22 protein-coding genes and 2 riboswitches are annotated in these 21,430 nt (G+C 39.9%); of the genes, 20 read left to right on the plus strand and 2 right to left on the minus strand.

Going from position 1 to position 21,430, the window contains the following annotated elements:
• Positions 1-16: 16 nt before the first annotated feature.
• The gene (locus M1F74_RS01320; protein ID WP_247946079.1) at positions 17-742 is read right to left on the minus strand and encodes a 16S rRNA pseudouridine(516) synthase; all 726 of its coding nucleotides are present in this window, start codon (positions 740-742) and stop codon (positions 17-19) included.
• A 158-nt stretch (positions 743-900) separates the two neighbouring features.
• Between M1F74_RS01320 and typA the strand changes: the two genes are divergently transcribed.
• From typA to pyrE, 9 genes are all read left to right on the plus strand, one after another.
• Positions 901-2,742: a translational GTPase TypA gene (gene typA, locus M1F74_RS01325; RefSeq protein ID WP_061587725.1), complete on the plus strand. Its 1,842-nt coding sequence runs from the start codon at positions 901-903 to the stop codon at positions 2,740-2,742.
• Between the two features lie 20 nt (positions 2,743-2,762).
• Positions 2,763-3,017: a DUF3165 family protein gene (locus M1F74_RS01330; RefSeq protein ID WP_000262659.1), complete on the plus strand. Its 255-nt coding sequence runs from the start codon at positions 2,763-2,765 to the stop codon at positions 3,015-3,017.
• Positions 3,018-3,448: 431 nt separating this feature from the next.
• Positions 3,449-5,470 (plus strand): bacteriocin-associated integral membrane family protein, encoded by a 2,022-nt coding sequence (locus M1F74_RS01335; protein WP_061588330.1) that lies wholly within the window; start codon positions 3,449-3,451, stop codon positions 5,468-5,470.
• 1 nt (position 5,471) lies between these two features.
• Positions 5,472-6,113: an ABC transporter ATP-binding protein gene (locus tag M1F74_RS01340; RefSeq protein ID WP_007520404.1), complete on the plus strand. Its 642-nt coding sequence runs from the start codon at positions 5,472-5,474 to the stop codon at positions 6,111-6,113.
• Between the two features lie 103 nt (positions 6,114-6,216).
• A complete protein-coding gene (murD, locus tag M1F74_RS01345) occupies positions 6,217-7,569 on the plus strand; it encodes a UDP-N-acetylmuramoyl-L-alanine--D-glutamate ligase (protein ID WP_061588329.1) in 1,353 nt (450 codons plus the stop codon).
• Between the two features lies 1 nt (position 7,570).
• Positions 7,571-8,629 carry a UDP-N-acetylglucosamine--N-acetylmuramyl-(pentapeptide) pyrophosphoryl-undecaprenol N-acetylglucosamine transferase gene (locus M1F74_RS01350; protein ID WP_000724793.1) on the plus strand — a complete coding sequence of 353 codons (1,059 nt, stop codon included), beginning with the start codon at positions 7,571-7,573 and terminating at the stop codon, positions 8,627-8,629.
• A 9-nt stretch (positions 8,630-8,638) separates the two neighbouring features.
• A complete protein-coding gene (locus tag M1F74_RS01355; protein WP_247946080.1) occupies positions 8,639-9,793 on the plus strand; it encodes a cell division protein FtsQ/DivIB in 1,155 nt (384 codons plus the stop codon).
• 245 nt (positions 9,794-10,038) lie between these two features.
• On the plus strand, positions 10,039-10,734 hold the full coding sequence (gene pyrF, locus M1F74_RS01360; RefSeq protein ID WP_247946081.1) for an orotidine-5'-phosphate decarboxylase: 696 nt from the start codon (positions 10,039-10,041) through the stop codon (positions 10,732-10,734).
• Between the two features lie 39 nt (positions 10,735-10,773).
• Positions 10,774-11,406: an orotate phosphoribosyltransferase gene (pyrE, locus tag M1F74_RS01365; protein WP_111466777.1), complete on the plus strand. Its 633-nt coding sequence runs from the start codon at positions 10,774-10,776 to the stop codon at positions 11,404-11,406.
• A gap of 50 nt (positions 11,407-11,456) precedes the next feature.
• Here the strand turns inward: pyrE and M1F74_RS01370 are convergent, their stop codons facing one another.
• Positions 11,457-12,080, minus strand: coding sequence for a cysteine hydrolase (locus tag M1F74_RS01370; RefSeq protein ID WP_033605931.1), 624 nt, complete (start codon positions 12,078-12,080; stop codon positions 11,457-11,459).
• Between the two features lie 252 nt (positions 12,081-12,332).
• Between M1F74_RS01370 and M1F74_RS01375 the strand changes: the two genes are divergently transcribed.
• The 11 genes from M1F74_RS01375 to tenA all read left to right on the plus strand — a co-directional run bounded on the left by M1F74_RS01375 (position 12,333) and on the right by tenA (position 21,428).
• Complete coding sequence (locus M1F74_RS01375; protein WP_033605930.1) at positions 12,333-12,893, plus strand: TetR/AcrR family transcriptional regulator; 561 nt, start codon at positions 12,333-12,335, stop codon at positions 12,891-12,893.
• A gap of 197 nt (positions 12,894-13,090) precedes the next feature.
• Complete coding sequence (locus M1F74_RS10065) at positions 13,091-13,381, plus strand: hypothetical protein (RefSeq protein WP_258010505.1); 291 nt, start codon at positions 13,091-13,093, stop codon at positions 13,379-13,381.
• A 20-nt stretch (positions 13,382-13,401) separates the two neighbouring features.
• On the plus strand, positions 13,402-13,707 hold the full coding sequence (locus M1F74_RS10070; RefSeq protein WP_282184730.1) for a hypothetical protein: 306 nt from the start codon (positions 13,402-13,404) through the stop codon (positions 13,705-13,707).
• 160 nt (positions 13,708-13,867) lie between these two features.
• Positions 13,868-15,004, plus strand: a complete 1,137-nt coding sequence (gene lctO, locus M1F74_RS01385; protein WP_049524544.1) for an L-lactate oxidase — start codon at positions 13,868-13,870, stop codon at positions 15,002-15,004.
• 148 nt (positions 15,005-15,152) lie between these two features.
• A riboswitch (TPP riboswitch) is annotated at positions 15,153-15,241 on the plus strand.
• Between the two features lie 215 nt (positions 15,242-15,456).
• Complete coding sequence (locus M1F74_RS01390; protein ID WP_033605928.1) at positions 15,457-16,125, plus strand: TenA family protein; 669 nt, start codon at positions 15,457-15,459, stop codon at positions 16,123-16,125.
• A gap of 127 nt (positions 16,126-16,252) precedes the next feature.
• Positions 16,253-17,035 (plus strand): hydroxyethylthiazole kinase, encoded by a 783-nt coding sequence (thiM, locus tag M1F74_RS01395; protein ID WP_192855127.1) that lies wholly within the window; start codon positions 16,253-16,255, stop codon positions 17,033-17,035.
• Position 17,036: 1 nt separating this feature from the next.
• Positions 17,037-17,666 carry a thiamine phosphate synthase gene (thiE, locus tag M1F74_RS01400; RefSeq protein WP_033605926.1) on the plus strand — a complete coding sequence of 210 codons (630 nt, stop codon included), beginning with the start codon at positions 17,037-17,039 and terminating at the stop codon, positions 17,664-17,666.
• Positions 17,667-17,879: 213 nt separating this feature from the next.
• Positions 17,880-17,968: riboswitch (TPP riboswitch) on the plus strand.
• Between the two features lie 158 nt (positions 17,969-18,126).
• The gene (locus M1F74_RS01405; RefSeq protein ID WP_061588320.1) at positions 18,127-18,687 is read left to right on the plus strand and encodes an ECF transporter S component; all 561 of its coding nucleotides are present in this window, start codon (positions 18,127-18,129) and stop codon (positions 18,685-18,687) included.
• Complete coding sequence (locus M1F74_RS01410; RefSeq protein ID WP_247946082.1) at positions 18,688-20,073, plus strand: ATP-binding cassette domain-containing protein; 1,386 nt, start codon at positions 18,688-18,690, stop codon at positions 20,071-20,073.
• Between the two features lies 1 nt (position 20,074).
• Positions 20,075-20,725, plus strand: coding sequence for an energy-coupling factor transporter transmembrane component T (locus M1F74_RS01415; protein WP_084939187.1), 651 nt, complete (start codon positions 20,075-20,077; stop codon positions 20,723-20,725).
• Between the two features lie 10 nt (positions 20,726-20,735).
• Positions 20,736-21,428 (plus strand): thiaminase II, encoded by a 693-nt coding sequence (tenA, locus tag M1F74_RS01420; RefSeq protein ID WP_084939186.1) that lies wholly within the window; start codon positions 20,736-20,738, stop codon positions 21,426-21,428.
• The last annotated feature ends 2 nt before the right edge of the window (positions 21,429-21,430 follow it).

Below are 21,430 nucleotides of genomic sequence, written 5' to 3' on the forward strand. Positions count from 1 at the left end.
TTAAAGCTTTTTTATTTTATCGACTCATCTCTAAGTAGTTTTTTATGATTTCCAATTTCTCTGGATTCAAGGGACGGTATTGCCCTTCTGCAAGTTCTGAATCTAACGTAAAATCACCGAACTGAACTCGTTTGAGAGAGGTCACCTTGACACCAACTGAGAGGAACATTTTTTTAACCTGATGAAATTTGCCTTCTGAGATGGTGATGGAGGCACGGCTCTCTGTTGGGCTTGCGGACAGAATATCTAGTTTTGCAGGTTTACAAGTGGTCCCATCTAAAAAGACAATCCCCTCTTTGAAGTACTGAATATGGTCTGGTGTGAGCAGTCCGTTGACCACCACTTGATAGGATTTATCGACATGGTACTGGGGATGAAGGAGTTGAAAACCAAGAGGTCCATTGTCTGTCAAAAGCAGTAGTCCCGTCGTATCGCGGTCTAGTCTGCCGACAGCATAGAGTTGGTCAGACTGGATGTCCGGAGGAAGGAGGTCCATGACGGTTGGTAGGCCCTTATCCTTGCTAGCTGTAACGCTTCCGTTTGGTTTATGAAGAATGAGGTAGGTGTGCTCGTATCCTTGAATCTGCCGTCCTTGAAAGACTAGTTTCTGCAATCCAGTGTCGACATTTTGAGCGAGAGAGCGAGCTGGACAATCGTCCACTAGGATTTCTTTTTTCAGAAGTGCCTGTTTCATAGCCTTGCGACTGATCATTTCTTGGGCTAATAATCTATCTAAACGCATACCAGCTTATCTTATCATAAGTCTCTGACTTTGAAAAGAGTTGCCTTGACTAGAAAAGCAGAGTGAAAACATTTACACTTAGCTGAACTGTGATTTTTGAATGAGACTGTGGTATAATTGTTCAGTTAGAAATAAAAATTTAAATATTAGAGGAAATCATGACAAAATTAAGAGAAGATATCCGTAACATTGCGATTATCGCCCACGTTGACCACGGTAAAACAACCCTCGTTGATGAATTGTTGAAACAATCTGAAACTCTTGATGCACGTACTGAATTGGCAGAGCGCGCTATGGACTCAAATGATATCGAGAAAGAGCGTGGAATTACCATCCTTGCTAAAAATACAGCCGTTGCCTACAACGGAACTCGTATTAATATCATGGACACACCAGGACACGCGGACTTCGGTGGAGAAGTTGAGCGTATCATGAAAATGGTTGATGGTGTTGTCTTAGTCGTAGATGCCTACGAAGGAACCATGCCACAGACTCGTTTCGTATTGAAAAAAGCCTTGGAACAAGACCTTGTCCCAATCGTGGTTGTCAACAAAATCGACAAACCATCAGCTCGTCCAGCAGAAGTAGTGGACGAAGTCTTGGAACTCTTCATCGAGCTTGGTGCAGATGATGACCAGCTTGATTTCCCAGTTGTTTATGCTTCAGCGATTAACGGAACATCTTCCTTATCAGATGATCCAGCTGATCAAGAAAAAACAATGGCGCCAATCTTTGACACCATTATCGATCATATCCCAGCTCCAGTAGACAACTCAGATGAGCCTTTGCAGTTCCAAGTGTCACTTTTGGACTACAATGACTTCGTTGGCCGTATCGGTATCGGTCGTGTCTTCCGTGGTAGTGTGAAAGTTGGGGACCAAGTTACCCTTTCTAAACTAGATGGAACAACGAAAAACTTCCGTGTTACAAAACTCTTCGGTTTCTTTGGCTTGGAACGTCGTGAAATCCAAGAAGCCAAAGCAGGTGACTTGATTGCTGTATCCGGTATGGAAGATATCTTTGTCGGTGAAACCATCACTCCGACAGACGCAGTTGAAGCTCTTCCAATCCTACACATCGATGAACCAACCCTTCAAATGACCTTCTTGGTAAATAATTCACCATTTGCAGGTCGTGAAGGGAAATGGGTAACTTCTCGTAAGGTAGAAGAGCGCCTTCAAGCTGAGTTGCAAACAGACGTTTCCCTTCGTGTTGATCCAACTGATTCACCAGATAAATGGACGGTTTCAGGACGTGGAGAATTGCACTTGTCAATCCTTATCGAAACGATGCGTCGTGAGGGTTATGAACTTCAAGTATCTCGTCCAGAAGTTATCGTAAAAGAAATCGATGGTGTTAAATGTGAGCCATTTGAACGCGTTCAAATCGATACTCCAGAAGAATACCAAGGTTCTGTTATCCAAAGCCTTTCTGAACGTAAGGGTGAAATGTTGGATATGATTTCAACTGGTAATGGTCAAACTCGTTTGGTCTTCCTTGTTCCAGCGCGTGGTTTGATCGGATACTCAACTGAGTTCTTGTCAATGACTCGTGGTTACGGTATCATGAACCATACCTTCGACCAATACTTGCCATTGATCCCAGGGGAAATTGGGGGACGTCACCGTGGTGCCCTTGTTTCCATCGATGCTGGTAAGGCTACAACTTACTCAATCATGTCTATCGAAGAACGCGGAACCATCTTTGTCAATCCAGGTACTGAGGTTTACGAAGGAATGATCATTGGTGAAAACTCTCGTGAGAATGACTTGACAGTTAACATCACCAAGGCTAAACAAATGACCAACGTCCGTTCAGCTACCAAGGACCAAACAGCGGTTATCAAGACACCTCGTATCTTAACCCTTGAAGAGTCTCTTGAGTTCTTGAATGACGATGAGTACATGGAAGTAACACCTGAGTCTATCCGTTTGCGTAAGCAAATCCTCAACAAGGCAGAGCGTGAGAAAGCCAACAAAAAGAAAAAATCAGCTGAGTAACAGCTAGGAAAGAGATAAAGATGGTCTATTTAATCATAGGGATACTCTTATTACTACTCTATGTATTTGCGACACCCCAAAGTATCAAAGGAACAGTCAACATCGTTATCTTGGTCTTTGTAGTTGTTGCACTCTTGATTTTGCTGATGTTGTCCATCTTGCAAATCTTCCAATTACCGACAGAATTCTTTGTCACAATCGCCATGCTTGCCCTTGCCTACTTTAGCTTGAGAGATATTACACTCATGCCTGTAAAAAAGGGTAAAAGAAGATAAATAGAAAGAGAGCTGCGGCTCTCTTTTTCGATTTAAAATAAGATTTTTAAGACTTTCCTTAGGTGATTACGGACGGTAGCGACTTTCTTCGAAATTCCATACCTAAACTTTGAGCCTATAGTCTCAAAGTTTCCGAATGCCTGAAATCTATTGTTTTCAGGCATTTTTATCACAACGGAAAGTCTAAGATTCCGTTTCTTGCAAAAAGGAATAAACCTAAAAATATTTTGTTCAAGTGAGTTTTTTTCCACATTTTAAGAGCTCTATATTGTTATAGAAGTTTAAAAAGTTAGTCCAAAAAAATATAATTATATTTTGCTAAAATCTATTGACAATTTATCATAATGGTAATAAATTTGCGATAATAGAAACCGATTTCATACTCTGAAATCTTACCTCCTGAAATCAATTTTCACCACAAGGAGTCTACTATGAAGAAACTATTCATATTATTATCAACTTTTTTTCTCAGCTTCTTCCTTGCTTGGATTATTGTCCTACGTGCGCCACAATATTTATATGCAAGCTATGATTCCGTTTCTTTGCTTCGTGTCAAAAAAGATATTCAGGAACCGACGCGTGAGGTATTTGAACAGGAATTGGAGAAGTTTGTAAACTCAGAACAGAGTTTAATAGCTAGAAGAATCGTAGAGCCGAGTAAGGATGGGACGACTCACTTTACTTATGCAACTTATGGTAAGGGAACATTACCAAAAGAATTCCAAGAAGCTAGCCAAGAAAGTCGTGAACGTAGTGATCCACTAAATAGTTATCTCATTTTATCAGGCTCCTTGACGAAAGAAAAGCTAGCCGATAAATTAGGAGATTTGGGTTATAAAGCAATTCCTGACCGAAAGACACCGCCCTATACTCTTGCTTTTAGAATGTTACTAATTCCCCTTATTTTAATTAGTTTAGCGATATTTGGCTTATCTTTCTTTGCTCTGGTGATTATTACTCGGATTAAGGAAATGAGAGCAGCAGGTATAAAACTCTTTTCTGGTCAGACTCTCTTATCCATCATGGGGCATTCTTTATCTACTGATATCAAATGGCTCCTTCTATCAGCCCTCCTTTCCTTCCTAGGTGGGGGAGTCGTTCTTTTTAGTCAAGGTTTGTTTTATCCTATCTTGTTAGCTACCTATGGTTTTGGGATTAGTTTCTATCTGTTGTTTTTATTGGCGATTTCAATTTTACTAATGCTTCTTTATCTAATGAGTTTGAGTTACAAAACATTAGTTCCTGTTATTAAGGGAAGATTACCCCTTAAACGCTTGATGACTTTAACCCTATTGTGTCAGTTAGTAGCTGTTTTTACAGTAGGCTACGCTGTTAAGACAGGTTTGACGTCTTACCAACGATTGAAAGAACTTGAAATTTCAAAACAAGCATGGAAGGATAGAGCAGACTATTACCAGATTTCTTTTGGCTTAGGTGATAGAGTAAAAGATACAGAAAATCAGAGCAAGTGGTATGCCTTTGCCAAGGAAGCAATCGAAGAAGAACAGGCTCTATTTGTAAAAGATAATCTCATTCATTTTGCAAATCCTCAAGGAAAAAATGAAAAAGGGGAAACACTGGATACCTATAGTCCAGATGCTAATGTTCTCTATGTCAGTCCAAGTTATTTGGACAAGGAAAATGTGTCTGTCAATAATGAGACTAGACAGAAACTAGCTCATCTTCAAAAAGGGGAATTTGGACTCTTATTACCAGAATCTCTTCGTTCACAGGAAGCAGAACTTAAGAAAGTTTTTGAAGAAAGTTTGAACTACTACGGAAAATCAAGCGAGGACCAAGACGCTCCTTTAGAGTATGAAATGAGAGCGATTGTTAGCTATCTTCCAACAGGAGAAAAGCGGTTTGTTTATAATAACGGTGAAAGTCCAGTATCCGTCCAGTACTTAACCGATCCGATTTTAGTTGTGTTCACTCCTACATCTACAGGTGATAGTTTCATTTCAAAATCTGTTTGGTCTATTAATGCTGGAAATCGACTCTTTATCAAAGGATATGAGAGTGGACTAGCTCTCTTGAAGGAAGCTGGAATTTATGAGCAAGTATCCTATCTTAAAGAAGGAAGAAGTGTTTATCTAACTCGTTATAATGAAGTGCAAACTGAAACAGCAACTTTAATCTTAGGAGCTATTGTGGGGATAGCCAGTTCCTTGTTACTCTTTTATTCTGTCAATCTTCTATATTTCGAGCAATTCCGTCGAGATATCTTGATTAAACGAATTTCAGGTTTACGATTTTTTGAAACGCATGCTCAGTATATGGTTAGTCAATTTGCCAGTTTTGTATTTGGTGCTAGTCTCTTTATTTTACGCAGCAGAGACTGGGTAATTGGCTTGCTCACTTTATTAGTCTTTCTAGTTAGTGCAGTTCTGACGCTTTACCGTCAAGCGCAGAAAGAATCTCGTGTTTCTATGACAATTATGAAAGGAAAATAGGATGATTGAACTAAAGAATATATCTAAAAAATTTGGAAGCCGTCAGCTATTTTCAGATACTAATCTTCATTTTGAAGGTGGGAAAATTTATGCCTTAATCGGTACAAGTGGCTGTGGTAAGACAACACTCTTGAATATGATTGGACGATTAGAGCCATATGACAAAGGGCAAATCATCTATGATGGCACCTCTCTTAAAGACATTAAGCCCTCTGTTTTCTTTAGAGATTACTTGGGATATTTATTTCAAGATTTTGGCTTAATTGAAAGCCAAACGGTTAAAGAGAATCTCAATCTGGGTTTAGTTGGTAAAAAGTTGAAAGAAAAAGAGAAAATCTCTTTGATGAAACAAGCTCTAAACCGTGTAAACCTATCCTATTTGGACTTAAAGCAACCTATATTTGAGTTATCAGGAGGAGAAGCACAACGTGTTGCACTAGCGAAGATAATTTTAAAGGATCCACCTTTGATTCTCGCAGATGAACCAACCGCTTCCTTAGACCCCAAAAACTCTGAGAAATTACTTTCTATCCTAGAATCTTTAAAAAATCCGAATCGAACTATTATTATTGCGACCCACAATCCTCTGATTTGGGAACAAGTGGACCAAGTTATTCGAGTTACCGATTTATCACATAGATGATAAAAGAATATTAAGTTAGAAGAAAGAGCCACAAATACACTTTGTGGCTTTTTTATTTCCATAAAAATGGTAAAATAGTAGAAGTAGAAATGGAGTTTGAGACATGAAAGTAATCGATCAATTTAAAAATAAGAAAGTACTTGTTTTAGGTTTGGCTAAGTCTGGTGAGTCTGCAGCCCGTTTATTGGACAAGCTAGGTGCCATTGTGACAGTAAATGACAGCAAACCTTTTGAGGAAAATCCTGCTGCTCAAAGCTTGCTAGAAGAGGGAATCAAGGTTGTCACTGGTGGGCATCCTTTGGAATTGTTGGATGAAGATTTCGCTCTGATGGTGAAAAATCCAGGTATTCCGTATAGCAATCCCATGATTGAAAAGGCATTGGCAAAGGGAATTCCAGTCTTGACTGAGGTGGAGTTGGCTTACTTGATCTCGGAAGCGTCAATTATCGGTATCACAGGTTCAAATGGGAAAACAACCACAACGACTATGATTGGGGAAGTTTTGACTGCTGCCGGTCAACATGGTCTCTTGTCAGGGAACATCGGCTATCCTGCCAGTCAAGTGGCTCAAACTGCAACAGCCAAGGACACACTTGTCATGGAACTTTCTTCTTTCCAACTGATGGGTGTTCAAGAATTTCATCCTGAGATTGCGGTTATTACCAACCTCATGCCCACTCATATCGACTACCATGGTTCTTTTGAGGCCTATGTGGCAGCTAAGTGGAATATCCAAAATAATATGACAGCAGCTGATTTCCTTGTCTTGAACTTTAACCAAGACTTGGCAAAAGAATTGGCTACCAAAACACAGGCTACTGTTGTACCATTTTCAACAAAGGAAAAGGTTGATGGGGCCTATTTGGAAAATGGTCAACTCTACTTCCGTGGGGAAGTGGTCATGACAGCTAGTGAAATCGGTGTTCCAGGTAGCCACAATGTGGAAAATGCCCTTGCGACCATTGCAGTAGCCAAGCTACGTGGTGTAGATAACCAAATCATCAAGGAAACTCTTTCAGCCTTTGGTGGTGTCAAGCACCGTCTCCAGTTTGTGGATGAAATCAAGGGGGTCAAATTCTATAACGATAGCAAGTCAACCAATATCTTAGCGACTCAAAAAGCCTTGTCAGGATTTGACAATAGTAAGGTCATCTTAATTGCAGGTGGTTTGGACCGTGGGAATGAGTTTGATGAATTGGTGCCAGATATTATTGGACTCAAGAAGATGGTCATCCTTGGTCAATCTGCTGAGCGTGTCAAACGGGCAGCGGATAAGGCTGGTGTGACTTATGTAGATGCGACAGATATTGCTGATGCGACCTGCAAGGCCTATGAGCTTGCGACTCAAGGAGATGTAGTCCTTCTCAGTCCTGCAAATGCTAGCTGGGATATGTATGCTAACTTTGAAGTACGTGGAGACCTCTTTATCGACACAGTAGCGGAGTTAAAGGAATAATATGAAAAAAATTGTCTTTACAGGCGGGGGGACGGTTGGGCATGTCACCCTCAACCTTTTGTTAATGCCTAAGTTCATCGAAGACGGCTGGGAAGTTCACTACATTGGTGATAAACACGGAATCGAACACCAAGAAATCCTCAAGTCAGGTTTGGATGTTACTTTCCATTCTATTGCGACTGGGAAGTTGCGTCGCTATTTTTCTTGGCAAAATATGCTGGATGTCTTCAAAGTTGGTTGGGGAATTGTCCAATCCCTCTTTATCATGTTACGACTGCGTCCACAGGCTCTTTTTTCTAAGGGAGGATTTGTCTCAGTACCGCCGGTTATCGCAGCGCGTGTGTCAGGAGTACCTGTCTTTATTCACGAATCGGACCTATCTATGGGTTTGGCTAATAAAATTGCCTACAAATTCGCAACCAAGATGTATTCAACATTTGAGCAGGCTGCTGGTCTCGCAAAAGTCGAGCATGTGGGAGCAGTAACAAAGGTTTCGGAGCAAAAAACTTCAGAACCAGATGAATTGGTCGATATCCAAACCCACTTTGATCTTAAATTGCCAACCGTATTGTTTGTTGGTGGTTCTGCAGGAGCTCGTGTTTTTAACCAATTGGTGACTGACCATAAGAAAGAACTGACAGAGCGCTACAACATTATTAATCTCACTGGAGATTCAAGCCTCAATGAATTGAGTCAAAATCTCTTTCGTGTTGACTATGTGACGGATCTCTATCAACCCTTGATGGAGATGGCAGATGTGGTGGTGACGCGTGGCGGTGCCAATACGATTTTTGAGCTCTTAGCCATGGCGAAACTCCATCTCATCGTACCATTGGGTCGTGAAGCAAGTCGAGGAGACCAGATTGAAAATGCAGCCTACTTTGTTAAGAAAGGCTATGCAGAAGAACTTCAAGAAAGTGACTTGACCTTGGAAAGCTTGGAGGCGAAACTCAGTCACTTGCTTAGTCACAAGGATCAGTACCAAGCTAGCATGAAAGCTTCGACTGAATTGAAATCTCTTGCAGATTTTTACGATTTACTAAGAAAAGACCTATCATAAGGAATATCAATGTCAAAGGATAAGAAAAAAGAATCAAACCAGAAGCAAGAATTGTCTGAATGGCAGAAACGAAACCAGGAATACCTGAAAAAAAAAGCTGAGGAAGAAGCTGCCCTAGCTGAGGAGAAGGAAAAGGAAAAACAAGCTCGAATGGGGAAAAACTCTAAGTCGTTAGAGGAAAGTAAGAAGTCATCAAGTGATTCCGACCAGAACGAAACTGTTCCAGACGAAGAATCATCCGAAAAAGAAGAAAAATCTAAAAAAGATGATCCTAAAGTCAAAGAAGAAAAAGAAAAGAAGAAACAAGAAAAACCAGAGAAACCAGCCAAACCTAAAATTGCGCCTGTTCATATTTGGCGAGCTGTGAGTATCTTGGTACCCAGTGTCCTAGTCCTCCTTTTTTCAGTCTATCTGTTGACTCCACTTTCGACCATCAAAAATATCGAGGTTAAGGGAAATAGTAACACGCAGGCGGATGACATCAAACAGGCTTCTGGAATTCAAGATAGTGACTATACTTTAGCTCTATTGTTGGATAAGGAAACATACGCTGAGCGAATCAAGTCCAACCATTGGATAGAATCAGCGAAGATTAACTATCAATTTCCGACTAACTTTACGATTGAGGTTAAGGAGTTTGATATTGTCGGTTATTATGTGTCTGGTGAAGAGTATTATCCAATTCTTTCTAGTGGTGCGGTTGAGTCAACTCCTGTAAATCGCTTAAACTTGCCTGAGACTTATCTGACAGTTACCTTTAATGATGAGCAGCAGGTGAAAGAGCTGATCACAGGATTATCTACTATCAGTGAGGATATCAAGAGTCAAATCCAGAAAATCGAATTAGCGCCAAGCAAGGCAACAGCAGATCTTTTAAAAATTACTATGCTGGACACAGATGAGATTTTGGTTCCCTTGTCAGAATTGAGCAAGAAATTGCCTTATTACAGCAAAATCAAGCCCCAATTGACAGAGCCGAGTGTAGTCGATATGGAAGCTGGAGTATACAGCTATACGATAGCGGATAAATTGATAGAAGAGGCTGAGGAAAAAGCCAAACAAGAGGCTAAGGAAGCTGAGAAGAAAAAACAGGAAGAAGAAAAGAAAAAACAAGAAGAACAGGGAAATCAAAGCCAAACGAACCAGCAATCACAGAGTCGTTAGACTAACTTTTCCTCTTGATTTTGAATGGTATAGAAGTCCAGTTTCGAGTTTTTGCTTGACAAGTCCTACTATAAATAATAGAATAGAAAAAAACCTTTAAAGCAGTCCAGAGAGGCAGCTAAGGTTAGACGGTGAAAGGGTGGAGACTACCCATTTTTCGTGGAACCTTGCTGTTGGCAGGTTCCTTTTTTCGTGGTTTGTTTTTGACCATACTCTCTTGCTCGCAAAGGTAAAAGGAGAAAAGTATGCGTGAACATCGTCCAGTTATTGCTCTTGATTTTCCTAGTTTTGAGGCAGTCAAGGAATTTTTAACTCTCTTCCCGGCAGAAGAAAGCCTTTATCTAAAAGTGGGAATGGAGCTTTATTATGCGGAGGGTCCGGGAGTTGTCCTTTATTTGAAGTCATTGGGGCATAGTGTCTTTCTGGATCTCAAGCTACATGACATTCCAAATACAGTCAAATCTGCCATGAAGGTCTTGTCTCAGCTTGGTGTGGACATGACCAATGTTCATGCTGCAGGTGGTGTGGAGATGATGAAGGCTGCGCGTGAAGGTCTTGGAAGTCAAGCCAAATTGATTGCTGTCACTCAGCTCACATCAACATCAGAAGCTCAGATGCAGGATTTTCAAAATATCCAAACCAGCCTGCAAGAGTCTGTGATTCACTATGCCAAGAAGACAGCTGAAGCGGGCTTGGATGGTGTCGTTTGCTCGGCTCAGGAAGTGCAACTCATCAAGCAGGCCACCAATCCAGATTTTATCTGTCTGACACCAGGAATTCGTCCAGCGGGAGCTGCGGTTGGAGACCAAAAACGTGTCATGACACCTGCTGACGCCTATCAAATCGGTAGTGACTATATCGTAGTGGGACGTCCCATTACCCAAGCTGAGGATCCTGTTGCAGCTTATCATGCTATCAAAGATGAATGGAACCAAGACTGAAATGAAAGAAATAGATTATAAAAACAAAAGGAGAATACTATGACACTTGCTAAAGATATCGCTAGCCACCTCTTGAAAATCCAAGCCGTTTACCTCAAACCAGAGGAGCCTTTCACTTGGGCATCTGGTATCAAGTCACCGATTTATACTGACAACCGTGTGACGCTTGCCTATCCAGAAACTCGTAGCTTGATTGAGAATGGTTTTGTGGAAGCTATTAAAGCAGAATTTCCAGAAGTAGAAGTGATTGCAGGAACTGCGACAGCAGGAATTCCACACGGAGCTATCATCGCTGACAAGATGAACTTGCCATTTGCCTACATCCGTAGCAAACCAAAAGACCACGGAGCTGGTAATCAAATCGAAGGCCGCGTAGCTCAGGGTCAAAAAATGGTAGTGGTTGAAGACCTTATTTCAACAGGTGGTTCTGTTCTTGAAGCAGTAGCAGCTGCTAAACGAGAAGGAGCAGATGTGCTTGGAGTTGTAGCGATTTTCAGTTACCAATTGCCAAAAGCAGATAAGAACTTCTCAGACGCAGGTGTCAAACTTGTGACGCTTTCTAACTACAGTGAACTCATTCACCTAGCCCAAGAAGAAGGATATATCACACCAGAAGGACTCGACCTTCTAAAACGCTTTAAAGAAGACCAAGAAAATTGGCAAAACGCTTAAAACATAGAAAATCAGGTAGTCGCTAGGATTACCTGATTTTGTTTTTAATACTAAAGTTGAGCGATAACTTCCTCAGTTGTCAAAACTTGGTTGGCAATGTAGCCATAGTTTGTCAGGGCAGCTTGGTAGGCTTCTTCACCTGGAGCACCGACAGCATCGTTAACAACAATGACATTGTAGCCTAATTCTATGAGTTCACGCATATGTGAATCCACGCAGAGATTAGCATTCATACCAGCCAAGATGACGGTGTCGATACCATTTTTGCGGAGTTGAAGGTTAAGGTCGTTGCTTTCTGGGCCAAAGATTTTATGTCCGTTGACAACAATAGTATCTTCATCCAAAAATGGTTTAATCTCTTCAATCATATCTGCTCCAGAGCCTTCTGGAATTGCTGAATACTGGCTATCACGCCAAAACATTTCGTTTTCAATCATCATCGTTTCACCAGCAGCTTTAAATTGCCACTTGTGATCGTGTGGATAGAAGTAGTGCGGTGAGATAAAACGCTTGTAGCCACGCTCTTGAGCAAGAGCGAAAAGCTTTGTCAGATTTTCAATAGTATTAACTTTTTCAAGAACGTCTTTAGTTGCTCCGAATCCTTTACCAGTATGTTTTAGGAATTCAACTTGTGGGTCTGTGATAACAAATGCGACATTTTTCTGATTGAACATGAGGTTCCTCCTAATATGATTTGATTAACAGCCAATAGGAATTTAGACTGTTAGTTTGATGATTTTCCAAATGGTAGTTTTAGTTATATACTGACCATTCGGTACAATTATAATAACATCTAAAATTGAATTTGTAAATTAATTTGCTCAGAACAAAAATTTTAATGATAAAACAGTGGCAAAAGGAGGTGGTTTCAATTGTTTGGTTTCAGGCTCTGAATCTGCTATAATAGGAAAAAGAGAGGTGAGCAGATGAGTGTTAAAGAGCGTATTTTACAAAGTGCTGAGAAATTGATTTATCAGAAGGGTTATGTGGCCACCTCCATCAGTGACATCATGGAGGCAGCTGATGTTGGCAAGGGGCAGCTTTATTATTATTTCAAATCTAAGAAGGAAATTGGTTTGACGGTCATTCAAGATATTTTAGCAAATTGGCGAAAAGAGCTTTTTGAAGATATTTTTGAAGCAGACAAGTCTGACAGTGACAAGTTTTCGGATATGATTGACTGGGTTTGTCAATTTCATGAAAGTCAGACGGTCTTTTATGGTTGCCCAATTGGTAATCTGATTGTGGAATTGTCCACAGAAGATGAGAACTTCCGCTTTCCTCTCAATGATTTTATGACCCAGTGGACAGAGAAGTTAGCCAGCCTCTTGCAAGACCTGCATGCTGACTGGTCAGAAGAGCGGGCGCAGTTGCAGGCCCGTCAAGTCATCTCCAGTATTCAAGGAAGCATTGTCATTCTCAAAGTCAGCCAAGACATCCAAGTTTTGGAAAATAATATGACGGATTTGAAAAAGAATTATTGTTAATTTTTAGCCGAAGAATTAAAAGTATGTTAATTTATGGATTGTGGTTAAGAGGTAAGAATGACAACAGATATTAAAACTGAAATTGGTCATAGAGTAAGACAGGAACATGAACGTCACAAATTGACGAGAGAAGAGGTCTGTGGACAGAAGCTGACTTAATAATCAAACAGCTGATGCGTACTGAGCTTGGGCAATCCTTGCCAACAATTACTAAGTTACAATATTTATCTAAGCGATTAGAAGTTCCGATAGATACTTTTCTTGAAAATAAAGAACTAGCTCTTCCTGAGGAAGAGTTGCTGAGTCTAGACTTGATTGAAAGAATATTAGACTTGATAAGGACAGGGACAGGTAGTTTCGCTGAAGATATTTTTGATGATTATTTTAAGCAAGTAACACTAAAGCAAGTTTACACATTCAATGATTTACTATTAATTGATTATTTTGCTATGCAATGTCAAGACTTGATTTATAGAAGAGAGCATTAGATGATTTTCGGATTAAGTTGTTGAAACAGCAATTAGTTAGTGATGAAATGTATAATGTAGAGCTACTATCAGTTCTTTGTGCCATAGCGGGTGTTTATGTTGTTCATAGTGACTATAAGCATATGATATCTCTAGTAAAAAAGATGAATGAAATTTTATCAGTAACAATGTTGCAAGTCTATAAATCTGGAATTTCAGTATTTGAAGCTAAGTGCTATCTTTATTTTGAAAATGATAAAAATAAAGCAAAGGAACTTTATCACTCAGCAACTATACTAGTTGAACAATTTGATGATAAAGTATTAGAAAATGAAAAGATTATTTGAATTTCCATAACTTAAGAAAGTTCATCATTTTTAATTATCTCTGTAAAATGATTGAAAGCATGAAATTTCCAAACAAAATATTTGAAAAATTTTGAAAAAAGAGTTAGAATATTTTTTGTAATATACAAAGTAAACGCTTACTTATCAAGGAGGACATTTTATGTCATACAAAACAAGCAATGCAGAAGGTCATGTAGATTTCATCAATACCTATGATTTGGAGCCAATGGCGCAACAAGTTATTCCTAAAGCAGCATTTGGCTATATCGCTAGTGGGGCGGAGGATACTTTCACTTTGCGTGAGAATATTCGTGCCTTTAACCACAAACTCATCGTTCCTCATACACTTTGCAATGTAGAAAATCCAAGTACAGAGATTGAATTTGCAGGCGAAAAATTGTCTTCACCAATCATTATGGCGCCTGTTGCGGCTCATAAATTGGCAAATGAACAGGGTGAAGTGGCGACTGCGCGTGGTGTGCATGAGTTTGGTTCTCTCTATACAACCAGCTCTTACTCTACTGTCGACCTTCCAGAAATTACGGAAGCCCTTCAAGGGACACCTCATTGGTTCCAGTTTTACTTTAGTAAAGATGATGGTATCAATCGCCACATCATGGACCGTGTGAAGGCTGAAGGTTATAAAGCGATTGTCTTGACGGCTGATGCTACGGTAGGGGGCAATCGTGAGGTCGATAAGCGTAATGGTTTTGTCTTCCCAGTTGGCATGCCGATTGTTGAAGAATACCTGCCAGAAGGTGCTGGTAAATCAATGGACTTTGTTTACAAATCAGCTAAACAGCGCCTATCTCCACGAGATGTAGAATTTATCGCTGAATACTCAGGACTTCCTGTTTATGTCAAGGGGCCACAATGCCGTGAGGACGTTGAACGTTCGCTTGCTGCTGGAGCTTCTGGTATCTGGGTAACCAACCATGGTGGCCGTCAAATCGACGGTGGGCCAGCTGCCTTTGACTCACTTCAAGAAGTAGCAGAAGCAGTTGATAAACGTGTGCCAATTGTCTTTGACTCTGGTGTTCGTCGCGGTCAACACGTCTTTAAAGCCTTGGCTTCAGGAGCAGACTTGGTAGCTATTGGTCGCCCTGTGATCTATGGTTTGGCTCTCGGCGGTAGTGTTGGTGTGCGTCAAGTCTTTGAACACTTGAATGCAGAATTGAAGACAGTTATGCAGTTATCTGGAACTCAGACTATTGAAGATGTCAAACACTTCAAACTCCGTCACAACCCATACAATCCAACCTTCCCAGTTGACCCTCGTGACTTAAAATTGTATTGATAAAATAGCTTGCCTCCACTTGATGTGGAGGTTTTTCTTCGTCTATAGGAAGAATAAATCACCATTGAAATCTATATAAATATATTTTTCAGTCAAATATCTTGCTAGGGCTTTCATTTTTTGCTATACTGGTGCAGTAATTAAATAATAAAGACATTTGGGGTGCTTTAGGCTGAGATGATACCCATTGAACCTGATACAGTTAAGACTGGCGAAGGGAAATGTGAAACGTTTTTTCGTATGGCGAAATGAACGATCTAATCTTGTAAGCTAAACTCTAATTCTTGATTATAATTGGAGTTTTTTTGTTTATATAAACTGGATGAAGGTGATACAAAGCATTTAGGTAGCTTTTCTTGAACGCCCTTGATTTTCTTTAAAAAGGTCAAGTAAAACTAGGATTTTCTTGATGTTTTGTTGATTACGAACGAGTAAAGAGAGGAAAAGTAAATATGGAAAGACAAGACTATGCATTTCAGCCAGGTTTGACTGTTGGAGAATTATTAAAAAGCAGTCAGAAGGATTGGCAGGCTGCAATCAATCATCGTTTTGTTAAGGAACTTTTTGCGGGGACAATTGAGAATAAGGTCTTAAAAGACTACCTAATTCAAGATTATCACTTCTTTGATGCCTTCTTATCCATGCTGGGTGCTTGCGTAGCCCACGCAGACCAGCTTGAATCCAAGCTTCGTTTTGCCAAGCAACTAGGCTTTCTTGAAGCAGATGAAGACGGTTATTTCCAAAAAGCTTTCAAAGATTTAAAAGTATCTGAGAATGACTATCTGGAAGTGACCTTGCATCCTGTAACAAAAGCCTTTCAGGAGCTTATGTATTCTGCTGTATCATCATCAGACTATGCCCATCTTTTAGTCATGCTGGTCATTGCAGAAGGTCTCTATTTAGACTGGGGTTCTAAAGATTTGGCTCTACCTGAAGCCTATATTCATTCGGAATGGATTAATCTCCACAGAGGTCCTTTCTTTGCAGAGTGGGTTCAATTTCTGGTTGACGAACTCAATCGTGTCGGAAAAGGTCGAGAAGATTTGACAGAACTTAAGCAACGCTGGAACCAAGCAGTCGCTTTAGAATTAGCCTTTTTTGATATTGGTTATGATGCTTAGGGAAAGTTCAGGATACTGACAAATTTGATGAGGTAAATCATTCAATGTAACTGAAAAATTTCTTAACGAAAGATAGAGATAAATCGAAATCAGTAGATCGTATAAAGTGAAAAGGAAGGATTTCAATATGACAAGTTTAAAATTATTAAAAGAAAAAGCACCATTAGTAATCTGTATCACCAATGATGTTGTAAAAAACTTTACAGCAAATGGATTAGTAGCACTGGGTGCCTCACCAGCTATGAGCGAGTACCCAGCAGACTTAGAAGATCTATTAAAATATGCTGGAGGATTATTGATTAACATTGGGACTTTAACGGATAATAATTGGAAGCTGTACCAAGAGGCACTAAAAATTGCTGAAAAATATAATGTTCCTGCAGTTTTAGATCCTGTAGCCTGTGGAGCAGGAGAATATAGAAAAAAAGTAGCAGATGATCTAATCAATAATTACAAACTGGCAGCGATTAGGGGAAATGCTGGCGAGATTGCCTCTTTAGTAGGAATAAATGTGGCATCTAAAGGAGTAGATAGTGCAGGCGTAGATAATATTGATGAAATTGCTCTAGCAGCAAATGAGAAGTTCAATATTCCAATAGTAGTAACAGGTGAAGTGGATGCCATTGCGGTTAATGGAGAAGTTGTAACGATTCATAATGGTAGTGCCATGATGCCAAAAGTTATTGGGACAGGATGCTTATTAGGTGCTGTAGTAGCAAGCTTTATCGGACTTGAAAAAGGTCAAGAATTGAAATCATTAGAAACAGCAATGTTGGTTTACAATATCGCTGGAGAAATGGCAGAAAAACGTCCAAATGGGCATCTTCCTGGAACATTTAAAGTTGAATTTATAAATGCCTTATACGAGATTACAGACGAAGATGTAAAGGAATTCAAAAGAGTGAAGTAAGATGTTTCATAAAGAATTACTAAAACTATATTTTATTTGTGGAACGACTACTTGCCAAGGAAAAGATATATATAGAGTCGTTGAGGAAGCCTTAAAAGGTGGTATAACCTTATTTCAATTCCGTGAAAAAGGTGAGGGAGCCTTAGAAGGTAAAGAAAAAGTCGAATTAGCAATTAAACTACAGGATCTTTGTAAAAAATACAATGTTCCGTTTATTGTTAATGATGATATTGATTTGGCAATGGAAATTGATGCTGATGGTGTACATGTAGGACAGGATGATCTTGGTGTTGATGAAATTAGAAAATTGATGCCAGATAAAATAATTGGTCTTTCTATAAAAAACGAGGAAGAATTTCAACAATCAAAAGTTGAATATGTAGATTATGTTGGTGTTGGTCCTGTATTTGATACCCAGTCAAAAGATGATGCTGGTGGTGCTATAGGTTATGAAGGTCTTAAATTGATGAGAAAACTATTGCCACAAATTCCCTTAGTTGCAATTGGTGGGATACAGACGCAACATATTAAAGATATTATGAAGACCAATGTTGACGGCGTTTCAATCATTTCAGCAATATCGTATGCAAAAAATATAGAAAAAACTGTTCGGGAAATGAGTGAACAATAGGCATCAATTTTTCCTTGGATTCTGAGGGAGTAGGATTTTCTTTTTTCTAAAAAGATATGTCCAGATTCAGTTCAAATAGCTAATCCATCAAATAAGTCATTTATTTTTTGCAAAAGAAAGATCTGCTGTCTTTTTGAGTACAAGGCTGTATTTCCAGTTCAATTCCTTGAACTAGAATAAATCGTCTGTTAAAATAATTATATAATTAAATAATAAAGACATTTGGGGTGCTTTAGGCTGAGATGATACCCATTGAACCTGATACAGTTAGTACTGTCGAAGGGAAATGTGAAAAGGTTTTTTTCGTATGTCGAAAAGAACTGTCTAATCTTGTAAGGTAAACTCTAATTCTCGTTTGTAATTGGAGTTTTTTTGTTTATCAAAAGAGGATAGGCTGGACGTTAAGCCTTTCGGTAGCTCACCTTGAATACCCCACTTTTCTTTAAAAAAGGAGTTTTTTATGTTGAAAAAATGGCAGTTAAAAGATGTTATTTTACTTGCTTTCTTGTCTATCTTTTTTGGTGGCGTTTTTGTGGGTTCAGGCTATCTGTTTGATATCCTCACCCTGATTTTAGCACCTCTTGGTTTACAGGCCTTTGCCAATGAAATCCTCTTTGGTCTCTGGTGTATGGCTGCACCCATTGCTGCCATCTTTGTTCCAAGAGTGGGAAGCGCAACGATTGGAGAAGGGCTAGCTGCGCTTGCTGAAGTTCTTTATGGTAGCCAATTTGGTCTAGGTGCCCTTTTGTCTGGCTTGGTTCAAGGTTTGGGAAGTGAACTTGGTTTTATCGTAACCAAGAATCGCTATGAAAGTTGGCTCTCTCTAACTGCCAATAGTATTGGGATTACGCTTGTTAGCTTTGTCTATGAATACATTAAGTTAGGTTACTATGCCTTCTCCCTTCCTTTTGTCCTTTCCTTGCTAGTGGTACGTTTTATTTCCGTCTTTTTCTTCTGTACTATCTTGGTTCGTACCATTGTCAAACTCTATCATCAGTTTGCAACTGGAGGAAAAGCATAGATGGGGCTGGAATTACGGGAGATTCAGTCCCCAATTTTTTCAGAACCGATTGATTTTACCTTTCATGGGCAAGCCTTTACCTTGTTAGTTGGGAGCAGTGGTTCTGGAAAATCAAGCCTCTTTCAATTGATTGCCCAAGTCAGTTCTCTTCCCTATAGCGGTCAAGTCCTGATAGATGGGAGCGAGGTTAGTCAGCTTTCTACCGTTGAACGTGTCCAGACGGTTGGCATTCTCTTTCAAAATCCCAATCATCAATTTACCATGGAGAACTTGTTTGAGGAGCTGATTTTTACCTTGGAGAATATCGGCCATCCCGTTCAGAAAATTGATTCTAAAATAGCTGAGGTGGTCCGGCAATGTCGTTGCGAGCTAATCTTGCACCGTCCTATTCATCACCTATCAGGTGGGGAAAAGCAAAAGGCTGCATTGGCAGTTCTCTTTGCTATGAATCCTAGGGTCTATCTCTTGGATGAGCCCTTCGCTTCCATTGATCGTAAGAGTAGGATAGAGATATTGGAGATTCTAAAAGAGTTGGTCTCTGATGGGAAGACAGTTATCCTGTGTGACCATGATTTAACGGACTATGAAGCCTATATCGACCATATGGTGGAGCTAAGAGACGGTCAACTAAGAGAAGTGTTTCAAAACCCTTCCTCTGAGATGATACAGGTCGCTTCAAAGGAAGTTGCTTCTAGCCCAGAACTATTTCATATGGACCGTTTGACTTGTGAGCTGGATCATCGCCCCCTCTTTTCGATTGCGGATTTCACATTTTACCAAGGGATTTCCTGTATCTTGGGTGACAATGGTGTCGGGAAATCAACCCTCTTTCGGTCTATTCTTCAATTTCAAAAGTATAAGGGGCGCATTACTTGGAAGAGTTGTGTTCTAAAAAAGAAAAAAAGTTTGTATCGCGATCTGACTGGTGTTGTTCAGGAAGCTGAGAAGCAGTTTATCCGAGGCAGTCTGAGAGAGGAACTGCAACTAGATAGCCCAGACTCTGAAAGAAATCAGCGGATTCTCCAAGCTTTAGGATATTTTGATCTGGAGCAGGCGCTTGATAGGAGTCCCTATCAATTAAGTGGTGGTCAGCAAAAGATACTTCAGCTTTTGTCCATCTTGACCAGCAAGGCTTCTGTGATCTTGCTAGATGAGCCATTTGCTGGTTTGGATGATAGAGCCTGCCATTATTTTTGTCAGTGGATGTTGGAGGATAGAAATCAAGGAAGAAGTTTTTTGATCATTAGCCATCGTTTAGATCCCTTGATCTCTGTGGTTGATTATTGGATTGAGATGACTAGTCAGGGTCTTAGTCATGTGAAAGAAGTGACCATCAGCAAACCTCTCCCATCTCTGAAAAATGATACTCTAGGGGAGGTGAGGTAGTATGACCAAAGTAGCAACTAAGACACCGGTTATCAGTCTCTTCTTTCTAGTTTTATCCTTGGAAACATCTTTCATTCCTTCGATTAGTCTTAATCTTTCGGTAGTCGCATTTTGCATACTCTTTTTACTCTATTACCGTCGATTTAAAATATTGGCTTGGATGATTTTGCTCGCCATTTTACCTTCTTTCGCCAACTACTGGGCAGTTCAGTTACATGGGGATGCTTCGCAGGCAGTCATGCTTGGAACGAGGGCTTTTGTGACGGTTTGTATCGGTCTTGTCTTTGTTTCTAGTATTTCCCTAAAAGAGCTTCTCCTCTACTTGGCTCAAAAGGGGTTATCGCGTTCTTGGGCCTATGCCTTGATAGTTGTATTCAATGCCTTTCCCCTCATTCAGCAGGAAATCAAGTCCCTCAAAGAAGCTTGCCTATTACGTGGTCAAGAACTGCATGTTTGGTCTCCCTTGATTTACAGCAAGGTTCTGATGACAGTCTTTAGGTGGCGCCATCTTTATCTGAGAGCTCTATCTGCGCACGGATATGACGAACATGCACAGGTGGAGAATAGCTATCGGACTTTTTATATTCCTAAAAAAACAAAATTAATCTACCTGCTTTTCTTTTTATTGCTTCAAAGCAGTTTATTTCTATAAAGGAGTTATTATGGAATTTACAGATATTGCGATGGAATTATCCAAGGAAGCTTGGCAGGCTTCTTTTCATCATCCCTTTATTTTACAATTACAAGAGGGAAATTTAGAACCTGATATTTTCCGCTATTACCTGATTCAAGATGCCTACTATCTGAAGGCCTTCTCAGAAATCTATCACCTCTTGGCTGATAAGACTTCGAATCAAGAGATGAAAAGACTCTTGAAACAAAATGCTCAGAGTCTAGTGGAGGGTGAGTTGTTTATCCGCCAACAATTTTTCAAGGAATTGGAAATCAGTGACCAGGAAATGGAGGAGCAACCGATTGCTCCAACCTGTTATCATTACATTTCTCACATTTATCGTCAATTTGAAGAAGCAAATCTAGCCATTGCTTTTGCTAGTTTGCTCCCATGTCCTTGGTTATACCATGATTTGGGCAAGGCACTGAATCGCAAACCATCCCCGAATCCTCTTTATCAACAGTGGATTGAAACCTATATCACCGATGAATTAGAACAGCAGATTAAAGAGGAAGAAGCACTGGTCAATCAGCTCTATCGAGAAAGCAATGAGACGGACAAACAAAAAATGCTAGAGGCCTTCCACCGAAGTGTCCACATGGAAGCCAAGTTTTGGGAGATGGCTTACCAACATCAAACATGGACGAGTGATTTGCAGTCCTTAGAAAAAGAGAAGAAATAGAA

The organism is Streptococcus oralis, from assembly GCF_023109315.1.
In the GTDB taxonomy this organism is placed as follows: domain Bacteria; phylum Bacillota; class Bacilli; order Lactobacillales; family Streptococcaceae; genus Streptococcus; species Streptococcus oralis_BS.